The following is a 25,530-nucleotide window of genomic DNA, read 5'->3' on the forward strand; positions in this document are numbered from 1 at the left end:
CGATGCAGGAGGTGCGATGGCCGAGCGGGCGCAGTACGAGGAATTGGCTCGCGAGCTCAGTGCCATCGGCGCCGTCAAGAGGGACCTGGGGCGGATCCTGCCCCAGGACTGCCCGGCCGGATCCGCCGCCGTGCTGCACCTTCTCGGCCGGCACGGGGACATGCGCATGAGCAGGCTCGCCGAGCTGCTCTCCGTGGACATGTCCGTCACCAGCCGACACGTCGCACACGTCGCGGACCGGGGCTGGATCGAACGGCGCCCCGACCCGGCCGACAAGCGCTCACGCATCCTGCACCTCACCGCCGCCGGAGGGGAACAGCTCGACGAGCTCTCCCGACGCTCCTCTCAGTTGCTCGCCGACCGGTTGAGCGACTGGTCCGACGAGGAGGTGGGCCGGCTCGTCCGGCTCATGTCCCGGCTGCGCGAGAGCTTCGGTGACTGCCGCTCCGGCGGCGTGCACCGCACACGACCGAACTGATCACCCGTACACCGCACGAAGAACGTTAGGAAGCCCATGGCAACGACCACACCAGCCGGTGTGCGGGGCTCTCACGCCAAGCACGGAGGCGGCCACGACGGCGCACCGATGACGCACCGGCAGATCATGGAGGCGCTCTCCGGGCTGTTGCTCGGCATGTTCGTCGCGATCCTGTCGTCGACGATCGTCTCCAACGCCCTGCCCGAGATCATCGGCGACCTGGGCGGCGGCCAGTCCGCCTACACCTGGGTCGTCACCGCCGCACTGCTCTCCATGACGGCCGCCACCCCCCTGTGGGGCAAGCTCTCCGACCTGTACAGCAAGAAGGCGCTCGTCCAGATAGCCCTGGTCATCTACGTGCTGGGATCGGCCGCCGCCGGCCTGTCCCAGAACGCGGGGATGCTCATCGCCTGCCGCGTGGTCCAGGGCATCGGCGTCGGCGGCCTGTCCGCCCTCGCGCAGATCGTGATGGCCGCGATGATCTCCCCGCGCGAGCGCGGCCGCTACAGCGGCTACCTCGGCGCGACCTTCGCCGTCGCCACCGTCGGCGGACCGCTCCTCGGCGGCGTCATCACCGACACCGACTGGCTCGGCTGGCGCTGGTGCTTCTACGTCGGCGTGCCCTTCGCGATCATCGCGCTGATCGTGCTCCAGAAGACCCTGCACCTGCCCGTCGTCAAGCGCGAGGTCAAGGTCGACTGGGGCGGCGCGTTCTTCATCTCGGCCGCCGTGTCGCTGCTGCTGGTGTGGGTCACGTTCGCCGGCGACAAGTACGACTGGATCTCCTGGCAGACGTTCGCCATGGTCGGCGGATCGATCGCCCTCGGGCTGCTGTTCGTGCTCGTCGAGTCCAAGGCCGCCGAACCGATCATCCCGCTGCGCCTGTTCCGCAACCGCACCATCGCGCTGTCGTCGATCGCCTCGCTGTTCGTCGGTGTCGCGATGTTCACCGGCACGGTGTTCTTCAGCCAGTACTTCCAGCTGGCCCGCGACAAGTCCCCGACCATGTCGGGCGTGATGACGATTCCGATGATCGCCGGTCTGTTCGTCTCCTCCACCGTCTCCGGCCAGGTGATCACCAAGACCGGCAAGTGGAAGGCGTGGCTGCTCTGCGGTGGCGTGCTGGTGACCGCGGGTCTGGGCCTGCTCGGCACGATCCGCTACGACACCGAGTACTGGCACATCGCGATCTTCATGGCGCTGCTGGGCCTCGGCATCGGAATGATGATGCAGAACCTCGTGCTGTGCACGCAGAACCAGGTGGCGCCGTCCGACCTCGGGTCGGCCAGCTCCACGGTGACCTTCTTCCGTTCCCTCGGCGGCGCGATCGGCGTCTCCGCGCTCGGCGCGGTGATGGCCAACCGGATCACCCACTACGCCCAGGACGGGCTCGCCACCCTCGACCCGAAGTACGCGGCGGCCGCCGCCGGTTCCAGCTCCGGCAGCAGCATCCCGGACATGGACAGCCTGCCGGGCCCGCTGCGCACCGTCATGGAGAGCGCGTACGGCCACGGCATCGCGGACGTCTTCCTGATCGCCGCGCCGCTCGCACTGATCGCCTTCCTCGTCACGATCTTCATCAAGGAGGTCCCGCTGCGGACCTCGGGCGGTCTGGAGCAGGCCGCCTCGCCCGTCGAGGCGGGCCCGGGACGCGGCGACGACGTCGCGGTCCCCGCGTCCGTGACGACCTCGGCGTCGCGGCTCGCCGAGACCGGCGGCGTAGAACGCACGGCGCGGAACGAGACCGCGACCGAAGCCGGACCCGGCACGGACGACGCCGAGCCCGGGACGACGCAGCAGTCGACCGTCGTCACCGCGGTGGCGACCGAAGGGACCGGTCCCGTGAACGGTGGTACTCCGGTGGGCGGTTACGTGCGCGGCTCCGAGAGCGCGCCCGTACCCCGGGCGGCCGTGACGCTGATCTCCCTCGCGGGACGCCAGCTGGGCCGGTCGGTCTCGCGTGCCGACGGCTCGTACGCCGTGGACGCGCCCGGCTCGGGCTCGTACGTCCTGATCGCCTCGGCCGACGGCTTCCAGCCGCAGGCGTCCACGATCGTGGTCAACGGCGCGCCGGTCGCGTACGACATCCTGCTGAGCGGTACGAGCGGGCTGAGCGGTCTCGTCCGGGCCGCCGGGAGCGGTGACCCGGTCCAGGACGCGATGGTCATCGTGACCGACGTCCGCGGTGACGTGTTGGCGTCCGCGACCACCGGCGAGCAGGGAGAGTTCTCCTTCGTCGAGATGGTGCCGGGCTCGGTGACCATCGCGGTGAACGCCCTCGGGCACCGCCCCGCGGCCCTGCCCGTCGAGGTCGGCGGCGCCGGCGTCACCCGGGTCGAGGTCGAGCTCAGCCCCGGCGCACGGGTCCAGGGTGTCGTACGGGCGCCGCACGGCCCGCTCGGCGACGCGCGGGTCACGCTGATCGACACGGCGGGCAACGTCGTCGACACGGCGAGGACCGGCGCGGACGGCGCGTACGCCTTCACCGACCTGGACAGCGGCGAGTACACCGTCATCGCGACGAGCTACCCGCCGGTGGCCACGGCCCTGAGCGTGGGCGTGCGCGGTGTCGACGACCACGACATCGAGCTGGCCCACCCGGGCGAGTAGCCGGACCCCGGCCCGCGGGGCGCGCCCCGAGCGGAGGCGCGCCCCGCGGGCCGGCCATTTTCGAACGATCTCGACATGCTTGGCAGGGAGAAAACGGGATGGGACTGACCGCACGGATCCTCACGCGCGACGGATGGGCCGTGTCGCACGCGGTCGTCACGGTGACCGACATGACGGGCACGCAGGTGGTCCGCGCCGAGGCCGACGCCGAGGGAGCCGTACGCGACACGACCGCGCTCGCGCCGGGGGCGTACACCGTCATAGTCACCGCGGTCGGCTACGCGCCCAGCGCGTCGAGCGCGATCGTCACGGCCGGTGGACGCACCGAGGTCGGCAAGGTCGTCCTCGCCCGTCAGGGAGGTACGGAGCTGCCGCCGCCGGGGCCGTGGACGATCGACCCGGCGCACTCCTCCGTGGGCGCCGTCGCACAGCACCTGGGCATCTCCAGCGTGCACGGGCGGTTCACCGAGTTCACCGGCCGGATCGAGATCTCCCCGGACGCGGTGTCCGCGTCCCGTGTGGAGGCGAGGATCGGCGCCGCTTCCATCGACACGGGCAACGACCTGCGCGACGGCCACCTGAAGTCGCCCGACTTCCTGGACGTGGAGACCTACCCCGAGCTCTCGTACCGCTCGACGGGCCTGACGCCCGCCGGGTCCGACCGTTGGACCGTGCACGGCGAGCTGACCATGCGCGGCGTCGTACGGCCCGTGGACCTGGACCTCGCCTACCTGGGCACCGGCGCCGACCCGTGGGGCGGCACGCGCGCCGCGTTCCGCGCCACCGCGGACCTCCACCGCGAGGACTTCGCGATGAACTACAACCAGGTGGTGCGGGCGGGCATCGCCGCCATCGGGACGACGCTGAAGGTGGAGCTGGACATCCAGGCGGTACAGGGCGAGTCGCTGCCGCAGGCGTAGCGGGCAACGCCCGCCGTCTCCGAGCGCGCCCCTCTCGCCCGGCGGGCCCGCGTCCGGCCGCGCAGCGGGTGCGCGGTACGCCCGGATGGGGGAAGCTGATCAGGGCTACGGCAGTACCGATGTCGGGACGGCCCGGTCAAGGAGGGTCTTGTGGTCACTTCAGGAGACGGCGGGCTCACTCCCGCAACGCCCCGGGCCGGGGTCAGGACGGCCACCCTGCTGTGCGCGGCCGCCGCCCTCGTGGCGGGCGCCGTGCCCGCTTCCGCGCAGACGCGCGCCGCACCGGAACCCCTCGTGGTGCTCGACTGCTCCAACGAGGCCCAGGTGCGGCCCGAGGACTACCTGCTGGCGTGCGGTGACGGCAACAGCCGCCTCGTACGACTCGACTGGGAGGACTGGGGCCCGAAGACCGCCACGGCGACCGGCACCAACATGGTGAACGACTGCCGCCCCTACTGTGCGGCCGGTCGGTTCCACCCCCACCCGGTGACCGTGACCTTCAGCAATCCCAAGCCGTGGCCCGCCCACCCCGAGGTGCAGCGGTTCACCACGGTCCGGCTCCTCTACACCGACACCGTGCCCTCCCCCATTCCCAAGGACGTCACGTACAAGCTCTTCTACTGAGCGGGTCCGGGCGTGAGCACGGTGGCGAAGGCCGCACGGGCGCGGAGTCGACGGACCACGCGCGGACACCGGGGACACACGGGGACACACGGGCGCGGAGCCGATGTCGGAGCGCCGCGCCCGTACCGGGAGACGGCGACCCAGAGGCGGCCTGGAGGTTCACAGCGATGACGAAGCGTAAGGCGACCTCGAAGACGGCCGGCGCCGGACCGCCGCTCTCGGCCGAGGACCGCGTGGCCCTCGGACGGGCCGCACGGCGGCGGACGCCCCGTTCCGCACACGGCGAGTTCGACGCGTCCGCGGACCGGACGGACCCGATCGACGTGATCGAGCGGCAGTCCGCCACCCGGGTGCAGGAACTCGTACCGCTCCGCTACGGGCGGATGTCGCAGTCGCCGTTCCGGTTCTACCGCGGTGCGGCGGCCATCATGGCGGGCGATCTGGCCCGCACACCCGATTCCGGTATCCGCGTCCAACTCTGCGGGGACGCTCACCTGTTGAACTTCCGCCTGCTGGGCTCCCCGGAGCGGAACCTGCTCTTCGACATCAACGACTTCGACGAGACGCTGCCCGGTCCGTGGGAGTGGGACGTCAAGCGGTTGGCCGTCAGCCTGGTGATCGCCGCGCGGGAGAACTCCTTCACCGACGACGAGTGCGCCGCGATCGTACGGGCCGGGGTGCGGTCCTACCGCGAGCAGATGCGCCGCTTCGCCGCCATGCGCACCCTCGACGTCTGGTACGCGCGGGTCGACGAGGCGCAGCTCCAGACGGTGGCGGCCGGCGCGCTGCACACGCGCGGTCGCAAGCGCGTCTCCGCGGAACTGTCGAAGGCACGGGGGCGCGACAGCATGCGGGCCTTCGAGAAACTCACCGAGGTCGTCGGGGGCGAGCGCCGGTTCGCCGCCGCTCCACGACTGATCACGCCGGTCTCCGAGCTGATCCAGGACAAGGAACGCGCCGCGCTCGAAGACGAGATCCGCGGCCTGGTCAGGGAGTACGGCGACAGCCTCACGCCCGACCGGCGGCACCTCCTGGAGCAGTTCCGCGTCGTGGACATGGCGCGCAAGGTGGTCGGTGTCGGCAGTGTCGGCATGAGGTGTTGGGTCGTGCTGCTGTTGGGCCGGGACGACGAGGACCCGCTCATCCTCCAGGCCAAGGAGGCGGGCGAATCGGTGCTCGCCGCGCATGCCGGTGGGAGCGAGTTCGCCACGCAGGGGGAACGCGTGGTCGCCGGGCAGCGGCTGATGCAGGCCGCCGGGGACATCTTCCTCGGCTGGCAGCAGGTCCACGGCATCGACGGCCGGCGCCGGGACTTCTACGTACGTCAGTTGCTGGACTGGAAGGGGATCGTGGACCCGTCGCAGATGGTGCCGCGCGGCATGAAGGTCTTCGCCGAGCTGTGCGGAGTCACCCTCGCGAGGGCGCACGCCCGCTCCGGCGACCGGATCGCCATCGCCTCGTACCTGGGCCGGCGCGACGTCTTCGACCGTGCGGTCCTGCGCTTCGCGGAGAGCTACGCCGACCTGAACGAGCGGGACTACGCCCACCTCACGGAAGCGATAGCCGCGGGCCGCGTCTCGGCCGTATCGGCGTGACCGGCCCGTCGTCCCCCTGATGCGTCTGATGCGAGACGAGCCCCGGCCCGGATGTCCCCGGGCCGGGGCTCGTCCGCGAACCGGAATGGCGCCGGCCGCGTCAGGCGCTTTCGGCCTGGAACATCCAGTGGTGCTTCTCCAGGTCGCCGGTCAGGCCGATGAGAATGTCCTGGGTGATCGGATCGGCGTCACCCGTGGCCTGGATGCGCTCGCGCATCCGGGTGACCACCGCGGCCAGTCCGTCCACGAGGATCTTCACCGCCTCGACGTCCTTGATCCACCCGGCCTTCACGTCGGCGATGCCGCTGGACGACGACACGGTCGACGCCCGTCCGTCCGGGGTCACGCCGAGGGCGGAGGCCCGCTCGGCCACCACGTCGGAGTGGGTGCGGGCCGAGACGACCACGTCGTCGAGCTGCAGGTGAACGGAGCGGAAGCGGGGGCCCACCACGTTCCAGTGCACCTGCTTGGCGACCAGGGACAGGTCGACCAGATCCACCAGCGCGCCTTGCAGGGCTTCGCCGACGATCTTCAGGTCGGCAGCCGGGAGGGCACTCTTCACGACGGACACGGGGTTCTCCATTCGCAACGCGGTCGGTGGTCGTCCCGAGTCGCCTCGGCTGACACCTCGGGTGACGCCTCGGGTGACATCCGGGGATTCTTCCACCGATGAGTTTGATTACCAGATGAAATGCCGCCTACCCCACCCACACGCATCAAAACGGCCCACTTCGGGGGACCGAATGGGCCCATCCCCCACGGCGCGCACGAGAGGGCGGCGCGTCCGAGGATCCGGCCGCACCCCGCGGAGCGGGGCGCCCTCCACACGGCGCGTGCCCCTCGTACGCTGGAGTGATGCGTCATCACGATCTGATCGTCATCGGTGCGGGATCCGGCAACGCGGTCATCGACGAGTCGTTCGCCGATCTCGACGTGGCCATCGTCGAGGAGAAGTGGTTCGGCGGGACCTGCCTGAACGCCGGATGCATTCCGAGCAAGATGCTGGCCTACACCGCCCATGTGGCCCGGACCGTGCTCGGCGCCGACATCTACGACGTGGACGCGCGGCTGCGCGCCGTGCGCTGGCGGGAGGTTCGCGACCGGGTGTTCGGGCGACTGGACGCGCAACGCGCGCGGGGCCGGCAGGGCCGCCTCGACGCGGCCAACGTCACGGTGTACGAGGGCACGGCCCGCTTCACCGGTCCCCGCCGACTGCGCATCGACGTGGACGGCGGCGCCGTGGACGTCTCCGCCGGGCAGATCGTCGTCGCGGCCGGCAGCCGTCCCGCGGTGCCGCCCGTGGTGGTCGAGTCCGGGGTGCCGTACGAGACGTCGGACACCGTCATGCGGATCGACGCACCGCCTCGCCGACTGGCCGTGCTGGGCGGCGGGTACATCGCCGCCGAGCTCGCCGAGGTCTTCCACGCGACGGGAACCGAGATCACCGTCGTGGAGACCGAGCCGCACCTGCTGGGCCCGCAGGACGAGACGGTCGCCGAGCGTTTCACCGACCTGGCCCGCACCCGCTACGACCTGCGGCTCGGGCGCGAACTCACGGCCGTGAGGGGGGAGGCGGGGCGCGTTGACCCTGACACTCGACGACGGGTCGACGGTCGAGGCGGACATGTTGCTGGTCGCGGCCGGACGGATCCCCAACGGCGACCGGCTGGACCTCGGGGCAGCCGGTATCCGCACCCACGACGACGGCCGCATCGTGGTGGACGAGCATCAACACACCACCGCCGAAGGGGTGTTCGCGCTCGGTGATGTCTGTACGCCGGTGCCGCTGAAGCACGTGGCCAACCGCGAGGCCGAGGTCGTCTCGCACAACCTCCGCCATCCGCAGGACCTCATCGGCGCCGACCACGACCTCGTGCCGTCCGCCGTCTTCACCCGCCCCGAGATCGCCTCGATCGGCGCGACCGAGGAGGAGTGCCGCGACCGCGGGGGCACTTTCCTCGTCGGCACGGCCTCCTACGCGGACGTGGCGTACGGCTGGGCCATGGAGGACACCACCGGTTTCTGCAAGGTGCTCGCGGAGCCCGGCACCGGGCGCCTGCTCGGCGCGCACATCATGGGGCCGCAGGCCGCCATCCTGATCCAGCCCCTCGTACTGGCCATGACGCGGGGGATCGACGCGCTCTCGCTCGCCGAGGAGCCGTACTGGATCCACCCGGCTCTCACCGAGGTCGTCGAGAACGCCCTCCTCGACCTCGACCTCTGACCCGCCCCCGCCCCGCCCGGGACATGCCGGCCGCCCCGCCGGTCCCTTTCCTCAGCCCCCTCTTACCCCCGCCTTAAGCGGAACCTAAGAGTCACACCCGCCGCCTCGAATCGAACCGATGTCCGCTTCGGGGCGGCTAGCGTGCTGCCGCACCCCCGATTTCCGGCAACTCGGATTTCCAGCAACTCAGAGGCAGGCACGCGATGGGCAGCACGACCGGCCACCGGCGCAGGACGAGCAAGACGGCGAAGGCAACAGGCGTGATCGCGGCCGCGGCGGTGATCGGTGGCGCCGCGTTCGCGTTCACCGGTACCGCGCAGGCCGCCGCGGTCGGAGCCGTCTACACCAAGTCCAGTTCCTGGACAGGTGGTTACACCGGCCAGTACGTGATCACCAACAACACCGCGCAGGAGCAGGCCGATTGGACCCTCCGATTCGACCTGCCCGCCGGCACGAGGATCGACTCCCTGTGGAACGGCACGCACACGGTCGACGGTCTACACGTCACCGTCAAGCCCGCGAGCTGGAACAAACGGCTCGCGGCCGGCGCCTCCGTCACGGTGGGCTTCGTGACGAGCGGGACCGGCACCCCCGGCAACCCGACGGCCTGTCTGATCAACGGCGTGAAGTGCTCCGTGGACCAGGGTGCGACGCCCCCGCCCGGGGGACGTCCGACACCCACCCCGTCGGCGAGCGCGAGTGCGACGGCCCCCGTCACCCCGGCGCCCTCCACCCGACCCACGCGGACCGCGTCACCGACCGCGACCCCCACCACCCCCACTTCCCCGCCGGTCACCGGCGCCCCGGCCGGAGGGGCGCGCTTCGCGCCGTACGTGGACACCTCGCTGTACCCGGCCTACGACCTGGTCGACACCGCCGGCAGGACCGGCGTGAACGAGTTCCACCTCGCCTTCATCACCTCCGGTGGCGGCTGCGCACCGCTGTGGGGCGGTGTCACGGACCTCGCGAGCGACAAGGTCGCCGCGCAGATCGGCGCGCTGCGGGGCAAGGGCGGTGACGTCCGGGTCTCCTTCGGTGGCGCCGCCGGGCACGAGCTGGCCCTGAACTGCGCGACGGCCGACGCGCTGGCCGCCGCGTACGGCAAGGTCATCGACCAGTACCGCCTGACCAAGGTGGACTTCGACATCGAGGGCGCCGCGCTGCCGGACACCGCGGCCAACGCGCGCCGCGCGCAGGCCATAGCCGCGCTCCAGAAGTCGCACCCGGGGTTGGACGTGGCGTTCACCCTGCCGGTGATGCCGGAGGGGCTCACCCAGCCCGGCGTCGCCCTGCTGGCCGACGCGAAGCGGGCCGGTGTACGGATCGACGGCGTCAACATCATGGCCATGGACTACGGGCCCTCGTACGGCGGCGACATGGGTCAGTACGCCGTCCAGGCCGCGACGGCCACCCAGGCCCAGATCAAGGCAGTGCTCGGGCTCACCGACGCGGCCGCCTGGAAGACGGTCGCCGTCACGCCCATGATCGGCGTCAACGACGTCGCCAACGAGGTCTTCACCGTCGCGGACGCGACACAACTCGTGGACTTCGCGAAGTCGAAGGGCATCGGCCGGTTGGCGATGTGGTCCGCGACGCGCGACCGCCAGTGTGCGCAGGGCGCCGTGAACCACGCCGACCCGACGTGCAGTTCGATCCTCCAGCAGCCGCTGGCCTTCACGAAGGCGTTCGGCGCGCTCCGCTAGCCCGAGGGCAAGGCGCGAACGCGAGGACCCTCTCCCCCGTGTCCGGCTGCCCGCCGCGTCCGCCGACGCACGGCGGGCGGCCGGACCCGTTCGCGTTTCAGCGGGTCGCTCCCGCGTGCCGGCCGCGGTAGGTGCCCGGGGTGATGCCCTCCCAGCGGGTGAAGGCCCGGACCAGGGCCGTCGCGCCGCTCAGGCCGACCAGGGGGGCGATCCTGTCCAACGGCAGGTCCGTGGTCTCCAGCAGGCGCCGGGCCCGGGCGTGGCGGGCGGCGTCGAGGAGTGCCCGCCACGAGGTGCCCTCCTCCTGGAGGGCCCGGCGCAGGGTCCGGGCGCTGAGGTTCAGTTCCCTGCCCGGGTCGGCGGGGCCCGTGCCGTCGAGCGGGGCGTGTTCCAACCACTGGCGCACCCGCTGCCCGATGCTTACCGCCTTCGACAGTTCGTGCAGGAGCCGGTCGGCGTAGGCCCGGTGCAGGGCGCCCAGTTCCGGGTCGCAGGGGGCGCGGCGCCGGTCGAGGTCCTCGTTGCCGACCGTGATCGCGTTCTCGGGCGCGTCGAAGGTGACCGGGCAGCCGAGGACACGGGTGTACGGCTCCGCGGAGCCCGCGCGCGGGTGGGTGAACGACACGGATCGGGGTGCCCAGTCGTCCCCGGCGACCCAGCGGGCCGCTCTCACCATGCCGGTGAGGATCGCCTCCACCTGCTGGGGATGCATGGTCGCGGGATCCACGGTCGGCCGGTAGCGGATGCGGGTCCGGTCGTCGCCGCGGTGCAGGGTGACGGTGCCGGCCTGGCTGACCAGCGGGTGGTAGCGCGCCGCGGCGTCGGCGGCGTCGGCGAGGCTCGCGCAGGTCAGGACCACGTGGCCGAGGACGTGCAGGCTCCCCGGTCGGATCCGGTCCCCGACGAGCAGGCCGGTGTGGGGATCGGCGCCCTCTGTGCCGATCACCGTCTCCCACAACTCGCGCATCTCGGTGAACCCCAGCCGGTCCATGGGCGAGTTCCAGGCACCGGGCTCGTCGGCGCCCTTCGTGGTGGCGCTCAGCACCGCGCGGGCGTAGCACGCGGCGACGGTGGAGGGCTCGATGCCGGACATGGCGGTCAGTCAATGCGGGGGCGCGCCTCCCGTCAACCGGCCGTGGCGGGCCGGACTCCGCCCGGCGGCGGTCCGGGAAGTCAACGAGGTGGCCGCCGGGGTGGATGACCGGGGCCCCCGGGCGCTCCTAGGGTCGGGCCGCACACACCGAGAGGATCATCGTGCCCGTCCTGTCACGCATCGAGCCGTACCACGTCGCGGTACCGCTGCCGACGCCGTTCCGTCGTGGACGCCCCGGCCGCGGGACGCCGTCCTGACCGGGTCTTTCGGCCACGACCGTGGCACCCTGTCCCTGCCGACCGGCCCCGGTCCGGGGTTATCGTCGACCGTTGCGCGCTGCGGCGTCGGGGTCGACGCACCAGTTCATCACCGCCGGCCGGCTCGCCCCGCGGACCCTGCGAGACGAGGGACCGCGCGTCGCCGCCGAGTTGGCCCGCACCCGCCGGCACAGCGCCGGCCCGAGGAGTACTCCGTGATCGTCTTCCTGTTGCCCGCCTCCGGCTACGACCCGACCGAGGCGGCGGTGCCGTGGGCCGCGTTGCGTGATGCCGGTCTCGACGTACGGTTCGCGACGCCCGACGGGAAGGTCGCCCTGGCCGACCACAGGCTCACCGATGTCGGCTTCTCCTGGCTCTCCCCGTGGCTGATGACCCGCCGCGCCGAACTCGACGCGTACCGGCGGCTCACCGACGACCCGTGGTTCCAGGCGCCGTTGTCCTACGCGCGGGTCGATCCGGCGGCGCTGACGGGGCTCTTCGTCCCCGGTGGGCACGCCGCGGGGATGCGTACCTTGCTGGAGAACATCACCGCCCAGCGGTTGTTCGCCCGGGTCCTCACCGTCGGGCTGCCGGTGGGGGCCGTGTGTCACGGCGTGCTGTTGGGAGCGCGCGCCGAGGACCCCTCGACGGGGCGGTCGGTCCTGTACGGACGGCGGACGACGGCACTGACCTCGCTGCTGGAACTCACCGCCTGGAACCTCACCCGGCTGTGGCTGGGGCGGTATTACCGCACCTATCCGACCACCGTTCAGGCCGAGGTGACCGCGGCCCTCGCCGACCCGAGCCACTTTCTGGCCGGACCGTCGCTGCCCGTCCGTGACACCGCCGCGAAGCCCGGGCGCGGTTTCACCGTCCGCGACGGGAACTACCTCTCCGCCCGCTGGCCCGGCGACTGCCACCGTCTGGCGGCGGACTACCTGGCCCTGGTCCGCTCCCACCTGGCGGAGCCGGCCCGGGAGATGTGATCCCGCGCGGTCCGTCGCGCGTTCGTGCGTCGGTCACCGGCGCGTGCGTACGAAAGCACCGGGGCCGTGCACCGAACACCGGCACCATCGAACCGAAAGGGAACGCACATGGGCTTTCGTCTCCGGTTGGCCACCGGATCCCTGATCGTGGGACTGGGTCTGGGCCTGGCCCCCGGCGTCTGCGGAGCGACGCCGGTCACGGCGACCGACGCGGTCACGGCTGCCACGGCGGCCGTGCGCCCGGCGTCGGTCGCCGGTGCCGTCGCGGCTCCCGCCGTCGACCTGGGTGCCTGGATGGGCGGCCTCCGGGACACCATCGGTGATCGTCCGCTGAACCGGATCGTGATGCCCGGCAGCCACGACTCGGGTTCCTGGAGCATCACCAGGAACAGCGGCGTGTGCGATTTCGGAGACCAGGCCGACCTGGCCCACCGGTTCCCCTCCATCGCGGCGAGCATGTCCCGGACGCAGAGCGGTACCTTGGTGGACCAACTCCAGGGTGGTGCGCGGTACTTCGACCTGCGTCTGTGCAAGCAGGGTGACAGGTGGTTCACCTATCACGGCGGCCCGATGGGCAATCAGTTCCTCGACGCGCCCGACGGCCGCGGTGGCGTGGTGCGCGGCGAGGTGAACCAGGTCGCGGAGTGGATCAGGGGGCACCCGAGGGAAATCGTCATCATCAGGCTGTCGACCGCGGCGTCCCCGCGGACCGAGCGGGCCGACAACACGGAGGCCGTCACCGCCCTGGGCCAGGCGCTCGGCGGCGGGGCCGGCAATCCGGCACTCGCGGACGACTCGTTGAGTCCGACCTCCACCTACGACCAGTACATGGCGGCGGGCAGGCACGTCATCCTCATCGACGACAAGGACACCACCTCCCTTCCGTGGGCCTGGGGCCCCTCCGCGCAGAGCTACCGCGGCAGTTACGTCCAGGCGGACACGCACTGGACCGACTACGTGAAGGCGCTGTTCGACCCGAACACGCTGCGGAAGAACTTCGACGCCGTCCTGCGTCGGGGGGATCAGGTGCTCGACAAGGATCCGGGCCGGGACGCGGACAGGTTCTTCGTCCTGCAAGGCATCATCGACCCGTCGCTGTCGATCCCCGATCTGATCCTCGCCCAGGGCCTGGAGAAGATCGGAGTCGTCCCCTCCTCCGTGGCGTCCCAGTACCTGTTGTACCTGGAGCGCCGGCTCAACCCCCGGCTGCTGGCCAAGCTGAAGGGGGATTGGAGCGGCTCCAACATCGCGGAGAACATGAACATCGTCATGACCGACGACGTGAACCAGAACGGCTCCGGGCTCGGGGCGGGGGAACTCCAGCGAGAGATCATCGCGAAGAACACTCCGCACGTCACCCCGCACACCTTCCACCGCGTGACCCGCGACGCCGACGGTACGTGGAGCGGCGCGGGCCCGCTGTCCGGCAACGGCGGATCGTTCCGGTTCGTCGGCTCCCGTGTGTCGGTGGCGGCCATGCCGGACGGCAGCACACAGCTGATCGGCCGCGGCGTCGACGGGAACCTCTACCACACCATCCGTTTCGCGAACGGCACCTGGCAGGGCTGGGCGGCGATGGCGGGGGTCGGCGAGGACCCGGGCTTCCAGGCGTCGGATGCCGCGATCACCGGGTCGCCGGACGGCTCGGCCCAGGTGGTGGCCGTCGGCAGGGACGGGAACGTCCACCACGACATCCGTCGCCCCGACGGCTCGTGGCAGGGATGGTCCGTCATGGCGGGTGAGGGCGGCACGGGTCTCCTGCGGGCCACGAAGGTGTCGGCGGCGGGGATGCCGGACGGCTCCGCCCAGGTCCTGATCTTCGGCGAGGACGGCAGGATGCGCCTGGGGGCCCGTCGGGCCGACGGCTCCTGGACCGGTTGGTCGGTCGTGGCGGGCGTCAACGCACCCGAGTTCCGAGGTCGCGCCCTCGCCATCGCCGCACTGCCCGGCGGTGACAGCCAGATCGTGGCCATCGGCAACGACGGCAACATCTGGCACACCGTCCGCCGCGCCGACGGGGGTTGGCAGGGCTGGAACGGTCCGCCCGGGGTGTCCACCGCGATGATGGGCGCCGAATCCGTCGCGATCACCGGCATGTCCAACGGGGACAGCCAGGTCCTCGCGGTGGGACTCGACGGGAACGTCCACCACAGCACGCGCGAGCGCTCCGGTGAGTGGACCCCCTTCCGGACCCTGCCCTGGCCGGGCCGCGCCGGCGCGTTCGCGGGGGACCAGGTCGCCATCGCGGGCCTGCCCGACGGTTCGAGCCAGGTGGTGATGACCACCCGCTGATCGGCCGGGGGCGCGCGAGTCGGTACGGAGGTGTCACCGGCGGCAACGGCCCCCGGCAGGGCGTTCCCGCCGCGGACGACGGTGATGTCGACGGCGGGAGCACCGTGGCGGCGCGAGAGGCTAGGCGGTCCTGACGTCGAACCGCACCGAGCGCACTTCGAGTTCGTCGGTCGCGGGCTTGCCGTGGGGCCGCAGCCGCCATTGCGATCCGGTGCAACCTGCGCCGAGGTAGACGGTCACCGTGGAGTCGGTCGAGTTCTGCGGGCCGTAGCCGGGCAGTTCGTCGTCCTCGCCCACCGCGTACAGGTTGACGCACTTGCCGCTGTGCGGGTTCTGCAGAACGACGGACTGTTCCTGCCCGAACTCATCGACGAACTTGTAGTGGAACTCGCCCACGGCGGCCGAGGCCGAACCCGGCATCGACAGGACGAGAGCGAGAGAGGCGAGGGCCGTGGTGGCGGTGTGACGGAGCTTCATGGGCGGATCAGTACCTTCCGTGGGGGGATTCGGTAACCGACCCTAGGAGCGCCCGGTGAGGCGAATCGATCCGCCTCGTTCCCTCGGCGTGGCGTCCGGGCGGGGGCGGGCACGGCCGCCGCGGCGATCAGGAAGGCCCGTCCGCCGGAGCCGCGATGGCGTGGTAGGTGCGTCCACCGGCCTCGTAGGTGCCGAGTGGGGTCATCCCGAAGCCGTCGACGTGCACCCGCCAGGACGGCACGTTCCCCTCCTCGATGAAGGCGACCACCGCCTCGGCTCGTCCGGAGGCTTCGGCGACGGCGTTCGCGAACAGCGCCCGTGCCACCCCGCGCCCGCGGAACGCCGCATCGACCACGACGGGCCCGTAGAGCAACCAGCGCACATCGCTCAGGGGGCGTCCTCGCCACTCCAGTGCGTCCTGGGCGGCGAGCAGTCCCAGCACCGCAGGCGGTGGTGTGGGCAGGTCCGCCGCGACGGAGAGTGCGAGGAGACCGGCGAGCCGGCCCTCCTCGTCCGCGACCAGCAACTCCCCGTCCCCGGCCATGGCACGCAGCGTCGCCTCGTCGAAGGCCCCCTGTACGAACCCCTGGGCGCGGCGTTGCTCCGCGGTCAGGGCGTCGTGATGGTTGGCGGCGAAGAGCGCGGCCATGGCGGGTGCGTCGGCCTCGGTGGCGTATCGGTAGCGCATGGGCCGATGGTGCCACGGGCCCCTCGGCCGAGCGGGGACGTCGGGGCCCGGCACCGTCACCTCGCGGAGAGGATCGGATCGGGCCTCGCGCTCTCGGGGCGGCTCAGTGTCCTGGATCGGGGTCGCGGTCGGCGGGCGACTGCGCCGTGGCCTTTCTGTACTCCGCGTTGAGGCGCTGGGCCTCTTCGAGCTGGTCTTCGAGGATGACGATGCGGCAGGCGGCGTCGATGGCCATTCCGCCGTCGACGAGTTCCCGGGCGCGGGCGGCGATCCGCAACTGGTAGCGGGAGTATCGGCGGTGGCCGCCCTCCGAGCGCAACGGGGTGATCAGGCGGGCCTCACCGATCGCGCGGAGGAAGCCGGCCGTGGTTCCGAGCATCTCGGCGGCCCTGCCCATGGTGTAGGCGGGGTAGTCGTCGTCGTCGAGACGATCGAGCGGGTTCTCTGCTGTCACTTCCACCTCATCGGACGGGAACACGTCAAGGCCCCGCTGCCATGTGGCACCGGGGCCCCGAGAGAATTCAACACCATCCGCCGGGAGCCACCGCTCCCGGCTCACTGTGTCCGCCGAACATGACGGTGGGGCCCGCTCCTCGTCGAGGAGCGGGCCCCACCGTCATGCATGGACGAGCGTGACTACCAGCGGTACCAGCGGCCACTCCCACCCTTCGGGCGGGCCACGAAGCCCACCAGCCAGAGCACCAGTACCGCGATGGCGACCCACCAGAGGATCTTCACCGCGAAACCGGCACCGAAGAGAATCAGAGCGAGCAGTAGAACGAGAAGCAGGGGAACCATTGTCATCAACCTCCGGAACGCCGACTGCCCGCGCCCGGCCCGACCATGCGCACAAAACTTATTTGTTTTTTATCGCCCCAGGCGGGAAGTCGATGTCGCCCCGCCGGCCGGCCCGCACGACCGCCGTTCACACCCACCCTGTTTGCGGGCCCGAGAACGGGTCATACGAACCGAGGCAAGAGACTTTCTCAATGTTTGGGAGTGATGGTTGTGTCGGCTGAAGAGAAGACCCAGGCCAAGACCGAGCAGGCCAAGGGCAAGGTCAAGGAAGCCGCGGGCCGCACGGTCGGCAACGAGCGCCTCACCGCCGAAGGCCGCGCGGACCAGGCCAAGGGCGATGCCCGCGAGGCCAAGGAGAAGGTCAAGGACACCTTCAAGCACTGACCTCCTCGGAATCCGAGAACGCCTGTGGGCGGCCCCGACTCGGTCGGGGCCGCCCACAGGCGTTTGCCCTGGCTGCGCGGAGCGCACGAAGGACATGAGAACGCGACGAGCCGGGGCCCGCACCCAAAGGGTGCGGGCCCCGGCCACGCGTGATCGCGAGCGTCAGGCCGTGACGATGTTCTCGGCCGTCGGGCCCTTCTGGCCCTGCGCGATGTCGAAGCTCACCTTCTGGCCTTCCTGGAGCTCACGGAAGCCCTGGGAGGCGATGTTCGAGTAGTGGGCGAACACGTCCGGTCCGCCACCCTCCTGCTCGATGAAGCCGAAGCCCTTTTCCGCGTTGAACCACTTCACGGTGCCATTTGCCATGTCAATCTCCTTCGGGGCACAGCCCAGAAATCCACACCATGTGGATTTCGAGTCGCCGCATGATCTTCCCGTCCGGAAAATGCCGGAAACACAAAAGCACCCTCACCGGCCGGAACGACCGGTGAGCGCACTCGAAGTTTGGGAACCACAACTGCAACTGAAATCACAGTAGCACGCTCGGACTGAAGAAAATCGGTCGAGAATCCCGGCCCTCCCGGGAGCAAAGAAACCCTCCCGGCGTCTTTCCCCTCTTTCTGTGTCCGCCGATACAGAAATACGACGTCGAGGCCCGACCGCGCGGCGCGCGCCGGCCGCGCCGGACACGGCACCGGTCCTCGCCACCACCTGCCGGTCGTGACGCCTCACCGCCCCTACGGTGTGCACCATGGCCCACGACGAGACCCCCGCGGCCGGGTCCCCCGCTCACGGTCCCGCACCCGACAAGGCCCTCGACGACGAACCGATGTTCGCCGCCGCCCGCCTCAAGGAGCGCCTGTACGCGACGATCACCATGATCTCGGTGGTGGTCGGGCTCGCCGGCTTCGGCCACACCGACACGGCCGAAGCGGCGGCCACGATCCTCACGACCGCCGTCGGCCTGTGGCTGGCCGCCCTGGTCGCGGACCAACAGGCCCACCGCGTCGTCCACGGCCGCTTCGCCACCGGCCGCGAGCTGCGCCACATGCTGTCCGTCAGCAGTCCCCTGCTGCTGTCCGCGGCGGGCCCCCTCACCCTGCTCGCCGTGGCGGCACTGACCGAGATCGACGTGGACACCGCCCTGTTGATCGCGGCCGGGGTGAACGTCGCCGGCCTGTTCACCTGGGGGTGTTACGGGGGCATCCGCATGGGGTCCGGTACCGTCCTCGCCGTACTGGCCGGGGTCGTGGACGCGGTCATCGGAACCGCGGTCGCCCTGGTCAAGGTCGCCGCCGGTCACTGAACTCCCCGCCCCGAGGCGGACCTGCCCACCGTGCGGCGGCGACACGCCCTACGGGCGCGGGGCGATCACCGTTCCCGCCTCGCGCACCGTGATGGCCTGAGCCGGGCAGATGTCCGCCGCGTCCAGCACCCGGGCGTCCTCGTCCGTCTCCGGCGTCCGCACCGAGGCGTGCTCGTCCTCCAGGGTGAACACCTCGGGGGCGACGGCGGCGCACATCCCCGAGCCCATGCACAGCTGCCGGTCCGCGCGTACGGTCCATTTCCCGGGCATGGCGCTCACCACCCGACCGGCATCACGCGCGGGCCCCTGACCAGCATCCGCGACTTCCACGTCACGTCACCCGCGAGGCGTAGGCCGGGGAATCGGGTGACGAGGGCGGCCAATGCCTCCTGGAGTTCGAGGCGGGCCAACGGGGCACCCAGGCAGTGGTGGACTCCGTGGCCGAAGCCGAGGTGTGGGGCGCCGTGGCGGGTGATGTCCAGGACGCCCGGGGCACTGAACCGCAGCGCGTCGCGGTTGGCGGCGCCGGTGGCGACCAGCACCGGCGTGCCGGCCCGCACCAGGGTGCCACCGACCTCCACGTCCTCGGTGGCGTAGCGCGGCTGACTGGCGCCACTGCCCAGCGGGACGAAGCGCAGCAGTTCCTCGACGGCGTCGGGGATGAGTTCGGGGCGTGATCGCAGCAGGGCGAGCTGGTCGGGGTGTTCCAGCAGGGTGAGGGTGAAGTTGGGGATCTGTGAGGCGGTGGTCTCGTGGCCCGCGACCAGGATGCCCACGCACAGGTCGACCAGTTCCAGCTCGGAGAGCCGATCGGATCCGTCGCGGGCCTCGATGAGGGCCGTCATCAGGTCGTCCTGCGGCCGGGTTCGGTGGTGGTGGATCAGGGTGCGCATGTAGTCGCGCAGTTCCTCGCGGTTGGCCTCGAACTCGGCGGCGCTGAGGGAGCTGGTCGAGAGGGCGGCATCGCTCCAGACGCGGAAGCGGGGTCGGTCCTCCTCGGGGACCCCGAGCATCCGGCAGATCACGGCGACGGGCAGGGGGAGCGCGAACCGGTCCACCAGGTCGGCGGGCGGGCCGGCCGCCTCCAGGTCGTCGAGGAGTCCCGAGGTGAGTTCGCGTACCCGGGGCCGGAGCTTCTCCACCTGGTGGACGGTGAACGCGCGGGCCACCAGGGAACGCAGTCGGGTGTGGTCGGGCGGGTCCATGGCGAGGATGCCGCTGTCGGAGCGCCCCTCGGACTGGCGGGGTTCGTCGTGGCGGGCACCCTCGGCGCGGCTGAAGCGCCGGTCTCCGAGCACGAGCCGGGCGTCGGCGTAGCGGGTGACCAGCCAGGCGCTCTCGCCGTAGGGAAGTTGGACGCGTAAGAGTCCGGGGCGCTCCCGGACCTGCTCGTAGGCGTCGGCGAGTCGGAGTCCCTCGGCGGAGTTGAAGGGGTAGGCCAGGGGCGCGGTGGTGTCGGTGTCCGGTGCGGGCATCTCGGCCTCCATATGTAAGCGACTGCTTACAAACGTAGGACGGTCCCTCCGGACGGTCAACGGGGCCTCGGCGTCGTTATCCTGACAGGCCGCCCACGAACGGCCGGCGCACGCGGAACGCGCCGGCGCGCGACGCGGAGCGAGGACGAGACGGCGGAGCGAGGACAGCGACGATGGACGAAGCCACGGGCCCGCGCGCGGGCGAGCGCCGCCGCGACGCCTCGGCCACCCGCCGCCGGATACTCGACGCGGCGCGCGACCTGTTCGCCGAGCGGGGCTACGAGCGGGCCACCGTCCGCGACATCGCGGAACTGGCCGGCTCGAACCAGGCGCTGCTGTTCCGCTACTTCGGCTCCAAGCAGGGGCTGCTCGCCGAGGTGCTCGCGCGGGGCGGTCTGGAGCAGGTACGGGCCACCCCACCGGAGGAACTGTTCGAGACCGCGCTGCGCTCCATGCTCACGAGCAGCGCGGCCGGCACGGGCGACCGTTCTTTGGAGGTGTACCTGCGGTCGGTGGGGCGCGGCGAGGACGCCGCCGGGACCCTGCGTGAGCTCGGTGAGGAGTACCAGCGGGCGTTGGCCTCGCTCTCCGGCGCGCCGGACGGCGCCCTGCGCGCCGATCTGGCGATGGCCTGGCTCCTGGGCATCGGCTTGATGCGGACGGTCGTCGCCCGCGAGCCGCTGGCGGGCGCCGACCCGGACGAGGTGTGCGCCCTCGTCCTCACCACCCTGCGGCACCTGTGGACGGCGCCCCCGGGCGAGACGTAGTCCGTCAGGGCGCGGGGACGGCGACGGCGGGTTCCTCGTGCTCTTCGACCTCCGGGCGCCCCTTCTTCGGAAGGAGCAACGTGACGGCCAGGAACGCCACCAACAGACAGGCCTGGGCAACCAGTGCGTGTCGGAAGCCGGTGGTGAAGTCACCGGTCCCGGCCCTGTCGAAGAAGAGCGATCCGAAGACGGCCACGCCGATCGAGCCGCCGAGCGACTGGACGGCCGACAGGACACCGGACGCGGAGCCGATCTCGTCGTCGTCCACCGCCGCCAGAATGAAGCTGAACAGGGCCGCGATCACCATGCCGGAGCCGATGCCCGCCACCGCCACGCCCGGGGCGATGTCCCCGAGCGAGAAGGTCTCCCCCACCCGCCCCAGCTCGTACCAGAGCAGGGCCGCTCCCCCGAGCTGCACGAGCGGGCCGACCTGCAGGACGGCCCTGCCGATCCGGTCCGCGAGGAAGGCGCCGCTGAGCGCGCCGCCGATGGCGGTGCCGACCGCCAGGGGAAGGTTGCCCAGCCCCGCCTCGCCCGCCGTGAACTGCTCTCCGATCTGGAGGTAGAGGGTCAGTACGAGCTGGGTGCCGACCAGTCCGGCGAAGAAGAGGGCGATGCCGCCGAGCCCGACGGTGAAGGCGGGCTTGCGCAGCAGCCCGGGCGTCACCAGCGGTTCGCGGCCGCCGACGGCCGCGCGCCGCTGCCGGCGGGCGAACAGGCCGAAGCAGAGCGCGGAGCCGGCCATCGAGAGCCAGGTCCACAGCGGCCAGCCGGCTTCCTGCCCCTGGTTGAGCGGGAGGACGAGGAGGGCGCAGGCCGTCACGATCAGTGCCGCGCCCACGGCGTCGACGGTGACGGCGAGATCGCCGGGCTTCCTCGGGACCACCTTGGCGGCGACGACGAGCGCCGCGATGCCGATGGGCAGGTTGACCAGGAACACCAGCCGCCAGCCGAGGCCGAGGAGGTCGGCCGAGATGAGCGCGCCGCCGAGGACCGGGCCGATGATGCCGCCCAGTCCCAGCACGGGCCCGAAGATGCCGAAGACCTTGGCGAGTTCGGCGCCCGAGAAGTTCTCCCGCAAGAGTCCGAGCCCCTGGGGCAGGAGCATGGCGCCGGCCGTGCCCTGGAGCAGGCGGAAGCAGATCAGCAGCTCGATGTCGGGTGCGAGGGCGCAGAGCAGGGAGGTCGCGGTGAAGGCTCCGAGGCCGATGAGGAACATGCGGCGCCGGCCGTACCGGTCGCCGAGGCGTCCGCCCAGGACGAGTCCGGCTCCCAGGGTGAGCGCGTACCCCCCGATCACCCATTGCAGGCCGGTGGAGGTGGCGCCGAGGGACTCCTCCAGAGCGGGCCCGGCCACGTTCACGATCGACGCGTCCAGCAGGTCCATGACCTCGGCGACGAGCATCACGGCCAGGATCATCCACCTCCACCGGTAGGGCGCGGCGGCCCCGCCTGCGGGTCGAGTGGCATCCATATTTACCTCTGATCCTTGATTACCAATATTCTTAGCAATATCCAGAGTATCGTTGGCCGCATGGATGTCAATGTCGATTCAGCCGCCGGGTCGGACGTGGACGCGAACACGCTCCGCGAGCAACTGCGGAACATGACCTTGCGCCAGCAGCGTTTCGAGAGGTACCTGGGGCGTGAGCTGCACACGGACTCGGCGGGGCTGACGGTCATGGGCCACCTCGTCAGCGTCGGCCCGACCTCACCCACCGACCTCGCCAGGGCGCTCGGCACCTCCACCGCGGCGATGACCCTGGTCATCGACCGGCTCGTCGCGGCCGGCCACGCCACCCGCCGCCCCCATCCCACGGACCGCCGCAAGGTGATCGTCACCCCCGCGGACGACTGGGAGGCCCGCTCCTACGCGTACGTCTCCCCGCTCATCCAGGGAGTCACCGCCGCGGCCACCAATCTCACGCCCGAGGAGCAGGTCACCGTGGCCGCCTTCCTGGAACGGATCATCGCCGCCTACGACCACGCGACGCACCCCTGAGAGCGACCACCGCCAATCCGCCGGTGGCCGGTGTGGCTACCAGGGCAGTTCTCGAACCTGCTGGACGCACAGCACCACGAACAGCAGGCCGGCGCCCGCGAGCATCGCGTTGCTCAGCGCGCCGTTTCGCCAATCGGCGGGCGTACGCGTCGAGTTGAGCAACCACAGCAGGGTGAGGGCCAGGAACGGCATGAAGAACGCGCCGATCACCCCGTACACGATGACGAGCCCGAAGGGCTGGTCGAGGAACAGCAGGCTGATGGGCGGGAAGGTCAGCCAGAGCAGGTACGCCCGGAAGGGCAAGGACTTCTCCCGGTCCGTTCCGGCCGGGACGAGGGAGGGCCGGTACTTGCTCGTGAAGTCGGCGAACATCAGGCTGACTCCGTGCCACACCCCGATCAGCGAGGTGAACGAGGTGGCGAAGAACCCCACCAGGAAGAGCTTGGCGGTGGCGCTCCCGTAGCGCTGTTCCAGGATGCGGCTGAGGTCCAGCAGCCCCTTGTCGCCCTTGGCGAGCGCGGCGCCGGAGGAGTACAGGAGCTCGGCGCCCACGAAGAGCATGGCCACGACGAAGATCCCGGTGGTGACGTAGGCGACGCGGTTGTCGAGCCGCATCACCTTCATCCAACCGGTGTCGGTCCACCCCTTGGCGTTGACCCAGTAGCCGTACGCGGCAAGTGTGATGGTGCCGCCGACGCCTCCGATCAGGCCGAGCGTGTAGATCAGCGAACCGTCCGGGAGGACGGGCACGAGGCCCGCGAGGGCCTCGTCCAGGTGGGGGGTGACCCGGATCGCGAGGTAGACCGTGACCAGGAACATCACGCCGACCAGGACGGTCATGACCTTCTCGAAGACGGCGTACCGGTTGAACCAGACGAAGACCAGTCCCACCAGGCCGCACAGCACGGCCCAGCCCTTGAGGTCCATGACGTCGGGGAACAGCGCGGCCAGCGGGAGGGCGCTGGACGACATCGCGGCGGCGCCGTAGACGAACCCCCAGACGACCACGTAGCCGACGAAGTAGACGGTGGTCCACGGTCCGAGACTGCGCCAGCCGTCGAAGAGGGTCCGACCGGTGGCCAGGTGCCAACGGCCCACCGCCTCGGCGAGGGAGACCTTGACCAGGCAGCCGATGACGGCCGCCCACAGCAGGGTGTAGCCGAACTTGCCGCCCGCGATGAGCGTCGCGACGAGATCACCGGCGCCGACACCCGTCGCCGCGACGACGATGCCGGGGCCGATGTGGCGCCAACTCGCCTTGCGTGGCGGACGGTCCTCGCCGTGCCGGGTTTCGATGCGCGTGCTGTCCGCCATGGGACCCAGCCTTCCCGTCGGCCTTCCGTGGCAACCCGTGCCACCAAAGCCGCTCGCCGGCGGTCGCGCAAGAGGGCGGGAGGGTGATGGACACGCACGAGTGCGGGGAACACCGCGCCGAATGGCGACGGTGTTCCCCGTGAGGTCACACGTGCGGGCGGGCCCGCCGAGGGGTCAGCGCACCGGGACGACGTCCTGTGCGGCGATGAACTCGGGGCGGCGGACGGGCGCCGCGAAGGGCTCCTCCGGCGCGTTGTCCACGCTGTTGAACACGAAGAAGACGTTGCTGCGCGGGTAGGGCGTGATGTTGTCGCCGGAACCGTGCATCGCGTTGCAGTCGAACCAGGTGGCCGAGCCGGCCTGGCCGGTGAAGAGCCTGATGCCGCAGGCCTCCGAGAACTTCGAGAGCGCTTCCTGCGAGGGGATGCCCGCGTCCTGCATCTGCAAGGACCTCTTGTAGTTGTCCTTGGGGGTCTCGCCGGCGCAGCCGAGGAAGGTCCGGTGGGAGCCCGGCATGATCATGAGGCCGCCGTTGGTGGGGTAGTTCGGCGTCAGCGCGATCGACACCGAGACCGTTCGCATGCGCGGGAGCCCGTCCTCCGCGTGCCAGGTCTCGAAGTCGGAGTGCCAGTAGAAGCCGCGCGCGCCGAAGCCGGGCTTCACGTTGATCCGGGACTGGTGCACGTACACGTCCGACCCGAGGATCTGTCGGGCCACACCCACCACCCGTGGATCCGCGGCGAGTTGCGCGAAGGCCTTGCTGATGCGGTGCACCTCGAACACCGAGCGGACCTCGTCCGAGGCCGGCTCGATGATCGACCGCTCGTCCGCCCGGATCGCGGGGTCGGCGACGAGACGGTCCAGTTCGGTCCGGTAGACGTCGACTTCCTCGGGGGTGATCAGCTGGTCCACCGGGTGGAAGCCCTGTCGCTCGAAGCTTTCCAGCTCATGCCCCCACAGCGGCCCCGGCGTCCCGGGCGCCGACCAGACGACGGGGTCCTGACGGCCGATCAGCACCTCCTCGGATCCTCGGGTCGGATACGTGTCCGTGGTGCGCGCGGTTGTGGTGATCATGATGTTGCCTGCCTCTCCTCTCTACGTCTTCTCAGGCGCTGTGCGGCTCGGTGAGCAGCGGATAGACGCCGTTCTCGTCGTGGTCCTCGCGCCCGGTGACGGGCGGGTTGAAGACGCACAGACAGCGGAAGTCCCGTACGACCCGCAGGGTGTGCCGCTCGTGGCCGTCCAGCAGGTACATGGTTCCGGGCGTGATGAGGTACTTCTCGCCCGTCTCCTCGTCGGTGAGTTCGGCCTCGCCCTCGGTGCACACGACGGCCTCGACGTGGTTCGCGTACCACATCGACGTCTCGGTGCCCGCGTAGAGCACGGTCTCGTGCAGGGAGAAGCCGACGCGCTCGCGTGCGAGCACGATGCGCTTGCTCTCCCAGGTACCGGACGCGGCCTTCACATGCCGGTCGGTCCCCTCGATGTCCTTGAACGAACGGACGATCATACTTCGTTCACCTCTCTTCACATGCGA

General features: G+C 70.9%; 27 protein-coding genes and 1 pseudogene. 15 read left to right on the plus strand and 13 right to left on the minus strand.

Annotated features, from left to right (window positions below; translation table 11 throughout):
- Positions 1-16 precede the first annotated feature (16 nt).
- From OHA84_RS03820 to OHA84_RS03840, 5 genes are all read left to right on the plus strand, one after another.
- Positions 17-478 carry a MarR family winged helix-turn-helix transcriptional regulator gene (locus OHA84_RS03820; RefSeq protein WP_053675876.1) on the plus strand — a complete coding sequence of 154 codons (462 nt, stop codon included), beginning with the start codon at positions 17-19 and terminating at the stop codon, positions 476-478.
- 36 nt (positions 479-514) lie between these two features.
- Positions 515-3,088: an MFS transporter gene (locus OHA84_RS03825; RefSeq protein ID WP_266973372.1), complete on the plus strand. Its 2,574-nt coding sequence runs from the start codon at positions 515-517 to the stop codon at positions 3,086-3,088.
- A 98-nt stretch (positions 3,089-3,186) separates the two neighbouring features.
- Entirely contained in the window at positions 3,187-4,008 is an 822-nt protein-coding gene (locus OHA84_RS03830) for a YceI family protein (RefSeq protein WP_266973370.1), read from the plus strand.
- A 150-nt stretch (positions 4,009-4,158) separates the two neighbouring features.
- Positions 4,159-4,632, plus strand: a complete 474-nt coding sequence (locus OHA84_RS03835; protein WP_053677985.1) for a hypothetical protein — start codon at positions 4,159-4,161, stop codon at positions 4,630-4,632.
- A gap of 167 nt (positions 4,633-4,799) precedes the next feature.
- Positions 4,800-6,227 carry a DUF2252 domain-containing protein gene (locus OHA84_RS03840; RefSeq protein WP_053677987.1) on the plus strand — a complete coding sequence of 476 codons (1,428 nt, stop codon included), beginning with the start codon at positions 4,800-4,802 and terminating at the stop codon, positions 6,225-6,227.
- Between the two features lie 100 nt (positions 6,228-6,327).
- Here the strand turns inward: OHA84_RS03840 and OHA84_RS03845 are convergent, their stop codons facing one another.
- Positions 6,328-6,798 carry a Dps family protein gene (locus OHA84_RS03845; protein WP_053678123.1) on the minus strand — a complete coding sequence of 157 codons (471 nt, stop codon included), beginning with the start codon at positions 6,796-6,798 and terminating at the stop codon, positions 6,328-6,330.
- Between the two features lie 284 nt (positions 6,799-7,082).
- Here OHA84_RS03845 and OHA84_RS03850 point away from each other — a divergent pair.
- The 3 genes and pseudogenes from OHA84_RS03850 to OHA84_RS03860 all read left to right on the plus strand — a co-directional run.
- Positions 7,083-7,745: pseudogene (locus OHA84_RS03850) on the plus strand (FAD-dependent oxidoreductase); the annotation flags it as partial.
- Between the two features lie 106 nt (positions 7,746-7,851).
- Entirely contained in the window at positions 7,852-8,451 is a 600-nt protein-coding gene (locus tag OHA84_RS03855) for an FAD-dependent oxidoreductase (protein ID WP_266973367.1), read from the plus strand.
- 203 nt (positions 8,452-8,654) lie between these two features.
- On the plus strand, positions 8,655-10,154 hold the full coding sequence (locus OHA84_RS03860; RefSeq protein WP_266973364.1) for a cellulose binding domain-containing protein: 1,500 nt from the start codon (positions 8,655-8,657) through the stop codon (positions 10,152-10,154).
- 97 nt (positions 10,155-10,251) lie between these two features.
- On the opposite strand, the gene OHA84_RS03865 is transcribed toward OHA84_RS03860, so the two are convergent.
- On the minus strand, positions 10,252-11,247 hold the full coding sequence (locus OHA84_RS03865; protein WP_266973362.1) for an AraC family transcriptional regulator: 996 nt from the start codon (positions 11,245-11,247) through the stop codon (positions 10,252-10,254).
- Between the two features lie 329 nt (positions 11,248-11,576).
- Here OHA84_RS03865 and OHA84_RS03870 point away from each other — a divergent pair, with 329 nt between their 5' ends.
- The 3 genes from OHA84_RS03870 to OHA84_RS03880 all read left to right on the plus strand — a co-directional run bounded on the left by OHA84_RS03870 (position 11,577) and on the right by OHA84_RS03880 (position 14,782).
- A complete protein-coding gene (locus tag OHA84_RS03870) occupies positions 11,577-11,723 on the plus strand; it encodes a hypothetical protein (protein ID WP_266973360.1) in 147 nt (48 codons plus the stop codon).
- A complete protein-coding gene (locus OHA84_RS03875; protein ID WP_053678003.1) occupies positions 11,720-12,490 on the plus strand; it encodes a type 1 glutamine amidotransferase domain-containing protein in 771 nt (256 codons plus the stop codon). The genes OHA84_RS03870 and OHA84_RS03875 overlap by 4 nt, the downstream gene beginning before the upstream one ends.
- Positions 12,491-12,598: 108 nt before the next feature.
- Positions 12,599-14,782, plus strand: a complete 2,184-nt coding sequence (locus OHA84_RS03880) for a hypothetical protein (RefSeq protein ID WP_266973358.1) — start codon at positions 12,599-12,601, stop codon at positions 14,780-14,782.
- 120 nt (positions 14,783-14,902) lie between these two features.
- Here the strand turns inward: OHA84_RS03880 and OHA84_RS03885 are convergent, their stop codons facing one another.
- The 4 genes from OHA84_RS03885 to OHA84_RS03900 form a co-directional block, all read right to left on the minus strand.
- Positions 14,903-15,259, minus strand: a complete 357-nt coding sequence (locus OHA84_RS03885) for a hypothetical protein (RefSeq protein ID WP_053678007.1) — start codon at positions 15,257-15,259, stop codon at positions 14,903-14,905.
- 127 nt (positions 15,260-15,386) lie between these two features.
- Positions 15,387-15,947, minus strand: a complete 561-nt coding sequence (locus OHA84_RS03890) for a GNAT family N-acetyltransferase (RefSeq protein WP_266973355.1) — start codon at positions 15,945-15,947, stop codon at positions 15,387-15,389.
- A 103-nt stretch (positions 15,948-16,050) separates the two neighbouring features.
- A complete protein-coding gene (locus OHA84_RS03895; RefSeq protein ID WP_053678011.1) occupies positions 16,051-16,401 on the minus strand; it encodes a MerR family transcriptional regulator in 351 nt (116 codons plus the stop codon).
- A gap of 182 nt (positions 16,402-16,583) precedes the next feature.
- The gene (locus OHA84_RS03900; RefSeq protein ID WP_053676175.1) at positions 16,584-16,745 is read right to left on the minus strand and encodes a hypothetical protein; all 162 of its coding nucleotides are present in this window, start codon (positions 16,743-16,745) and stop codon (positions 16,584-16,586) included.
- Positions 16,746-16,955: 210 nt separating this feature from the next.
- On the opposite strand from OHA84_RS03900, the gene OHA84_RS03905 reads away from it, so the two are divergent.
- Entirely contained in the window at positions 16,956-17,129 is a 174-nt protein-coding gene (locus OHA84_RS03905) for a CsbD family protein (RefSeq protein WP_266973353.1), read from the plus strand.
- Between the two features lie 162 nt (positions 17,130-17,291).
- Here the strand turns inward: OHA84_RS03905 and OHA84_RS03910 are convergent, their stop codons facing one another.
- A complete protein-coding gene (locus tag OHA84_RS03910) occupies positions 17,292-17,495 on the minus strand; it encodes a cold-shock protein (protein WP_053678014.1) in 204 nt (67 codons plus the stop codon).
- 385 nt (positions 17,496-17,880) lie between these two features.
- On the opposite strand from OHA84_RS03910, the gene OHA84_RS03915 reads away from it, so the two are divergent.
- Entirely contained in the window at positions 17,881-18,435 is a 555-nt protein-coding gene (locus OHA84_RS03915; protein ID WP_266973351.1) for a hypothetical protein, read from the plus strand.
- Positions 18,436-18,483: 48 nt separating this feature from the next.
- On the opposite strand, the gene OHA84_RS03920 is transcribed toward OHA84_RS03915, so the two are convergent.
- Positions 18,484-18,705, minus strand: a complete 222-nt coding sequence (locus OHA84_RS03920) for a ferredoxin (protein WP_053678127.1) — start codon at positions 18,703-18,705, stop codon at positions 18,484-18,486.
- A gap of 5 nt (positions 18,706-18,710) precedes the next feature.
- Entirely contained in the window at positions 18,711-19,910 is a 1,200-nt protein-coding gene (locus tag OHA84_RS03925) for a cytochrome P450 (protein WP_266973348.1), read from the minus strand.
- A 173-nt stretch (positions 19,911-20,083) separates the two neighbouring features.
- Here OHA84_RS03925 and OHA84_RS03930 point away from each other — a divergent pair, with 173 nt between their 5' ends.
- A complete protein-coding gene (locus OHA84_RS03930) occupies positions 20,084-20,677 on the plus strand; it encodes a TetR/AcrR family transcriptional regulator (protein ID WP_266973346.1) in 594 nt (197 codons plus the stop codon).
- Positions 20,678-20,681: 4 nt separating this feature from the next.
- Here the strand turns inward: OHA84_RS03930 and OHA84_RS03935 are convergent, their stop codons facing one another.
- Positions 20,682-22,151, minus strand: coding sequence for an MFS transporter (locus tag OHA84_RS03935; protein WP_053678018.1), 1,470 nt, complete (start codon positions 22,149-22,151; stop codon positions 20,682-20,684).
- Between the two features lie 60 nt (positions 22,152-22,211).
- Between OHA84_RS03935 and OHA84_RS03940 the strand changes: the two genes are divergently transcribed.
- Positions 22,212-22,679, plus strand: coding sequence for a MarR family winged helix-turn-helix transcriptional regulator (locus tag OHA84_RS03940; RefSeq protein ID WP_266973344.1), 468 nt, complete (start codon positions 22,212-22,214; stop codon positions 22,677-22,679).
- A gap of 36 nt (positions 22,680-22,715) precedes the next feature.
- Here the strand turns inward: OHA84_RS03940 and OHA84_RS03945 are convergent, their stop codons facing one another.
- The 3 genes from OHA84_RS03945 to OHA84_RS03955 all read right to left on the minus strand — a co-directional run bounded on the left by OHA84_RS03945 (position 22,716) and on the right by OHA84_RS03955 (position 25,503).
- Entirely contained in the window at positions 22,716-23,993 is a 1,278-nt protein-coding gene (locus OHA84_RS03945) for an Nramp family divalent metal transporter (protein WP_053678022.1), read from the minus strand.
- Positions 23,994-24,167: 174 nt separating this feature from the next.
- Positions 24,168-25,067 carry an ectoine hydroxylase gene (gene thpD, locus OHA84_RS03950; RefSeq protein WP_266973341.1) on the minus strand — a complete coding sequence of 300 codons (900 nt, stop codon included), beginning with the start codon at positions 25,065-25,067 and terminating at the stop codon, positions 24,168-24,170.
- A gap of 31 nt (positions 25,068-25,098) precedes the next feature.
- Complete coding sequence (locus OHA84_RS03955; RefSeq protein WP_053678026.1) at positions 25,099-25,503, minus strand: ectoine synthase; 405 nt, start codon at positions 25,501-25,503, stop codon at positions 25,099-25,101.
- Positions 25,504-25,530: the final 27 nt, after the last annotated feature.

Source organism: Streptomyces sp. NBC_00513 (assembly GCF_041431415.1).
In the GTDB taxonomy this organism is placed as follows: domain Bacteria; phylum Actinomycetota; class Actinomycetes; order Streptomycetales; family Streptomycetaceae; genus Streptomyces.

Coding starts and splice junctions, on each gene's coding strand:
- OHA84_RS03820 (WP_053675876.1), top strand. CDS start 17: ATGGCCGAGCGGGCGCAGTACGAGGAATTGGCTCGCGAGCTCAGTGCC.
- OHA84_RS03825 (WP_266973372.1), top strand. CDS start 515: ATGGCAACGACCACACCAGCCGGTGTGCGGGGCTCTCACGCCAAGCAC.
- OHA84_RS03830 (WP_266973370.1), top strand. CDS start 3,187: ATGGGACTGACCGCACGGATCCTCACGCGCGACGGATGGGCCGTGTCG.
- OHA84_RS03840 (WP_053677987.1), top strand. CDS start 4,800: ATGACGAAGCGTAAGGCGACCTCGAAGACGGCCGGCGCCGGACCGCCG.
- OHA84_RS03855 (WP_266973367.1), top strand. CDS start 7,852: ATGTTGCTGGTCGCGGCCGGACGGATCCCCAACGGCGACCGGCTGGAC.
- OHA84_RS03860 (WP_266973364.1), top strand. CDS start 8,655: ATGGGCAGCACGACCGGCCACCGGCGCAGGACGAGCAAGACGGCGAAG.
- OHA84_RS03865 (WP_266973362.1), bottom strand. CDS start 11,247: ATGTCCGGCATCGAGCCCTCCACCGTCGCCGCGTGCTACGCCCGCGCG.
- OHA84_RS03880 (WP_266973358.1), top strand. CDS start 12,599: ATGGGCTTTCGTCTCCGGTTGGCCACCGGATCCCTGATCGTGGGACTG.
- OHA84_RS03885 (WP_053678007.1), bottom strand. CDS start 15,259: ATGAAGCTCCGTCACACCGCCACCACGGCCCTCGCCTCTCTCGCTCTC.
- OHA84_RS03890 (WP_266973355.1), bottom strand. CDS start 15,947: ATGCGCTACCGATACGCCACCGAGGCCGACGCACCCGCCATGGCCGCG.
- OHA84_RS03900 (WP_053676175.1), bottom strand. CDS start 16,745: ATGGTTCCCCTGCTTCTCGTTCTACTGCTCGCTCTGATTCTCTTCGGT.
- OHA84_RS03910 (WP_053678014.1), bottom strand. CDS start 17,495: ATGGCAAATGGCACCGTGAAGTGGTTCAACGCGGAAAAGGGCTTCGGC.
- OHA84_RS03915 (WP_266973351.1), top strand. CDS start 17,881: ATGGCCCACGACGAGACCCCCGCGGCCGGGTCCCCCGCTCACGGTCCC.
- OHA84_RS03920 (WP_053678127.1), bottom strand. CDS start 18,705: ATGCCCGGGAAATGGACCGTACGCGCGGACCGGCAGCTGTGCATGGGC.
- OHA84_RS03925 (WP_266973348.1), bottom strand. CDS start 19,910: ATGCCCGCACCGGACACCGACACCACCGCGCCCCTGGCCTACCCCTTC.
- OHA84_RS03930 (WP_266973346.1), top strand. CDS start 20,084: ATGGACGAAGCCACGGGCCCGCGCGCGGGCGAGCGCCGCCGCGACGCC.
- OHA84_RS03935 (WP_053678018.1), bottom strand. CDS start 22,151: ATGGATGCCACTCGACCCGCAGGCGGGGCCGCCGCGCCCTACCGGTGG.
- OHA84_RS03940 (WP_266973344.1), top strand. CDS start 22,212: ATGGATGTCAATGTCGATTCAGCCGCCGGGTCGGACGTGGACGCGAAC.
- OHA84_RS03945 (WP_053678022.1), bottom strand. CDS start 23,993: ATGGCGGACAGCACGCGCATCGAAACCCGGCACGGCGAGGACCGTCCG.
- thpD (WP_266973341.1), bottom strand. CDS start 25,067: ATGATCACCACAACCGCGCGCACCACGGACACGTATCCGACCCGAGGA.
- OHA84_RS03955 (WP_053678026.1), bottom strand. CDS start 25,503: ATGATCGTCCGTTCGTTCAAGGACATCGAGGGGACCGACCGGCATGTG.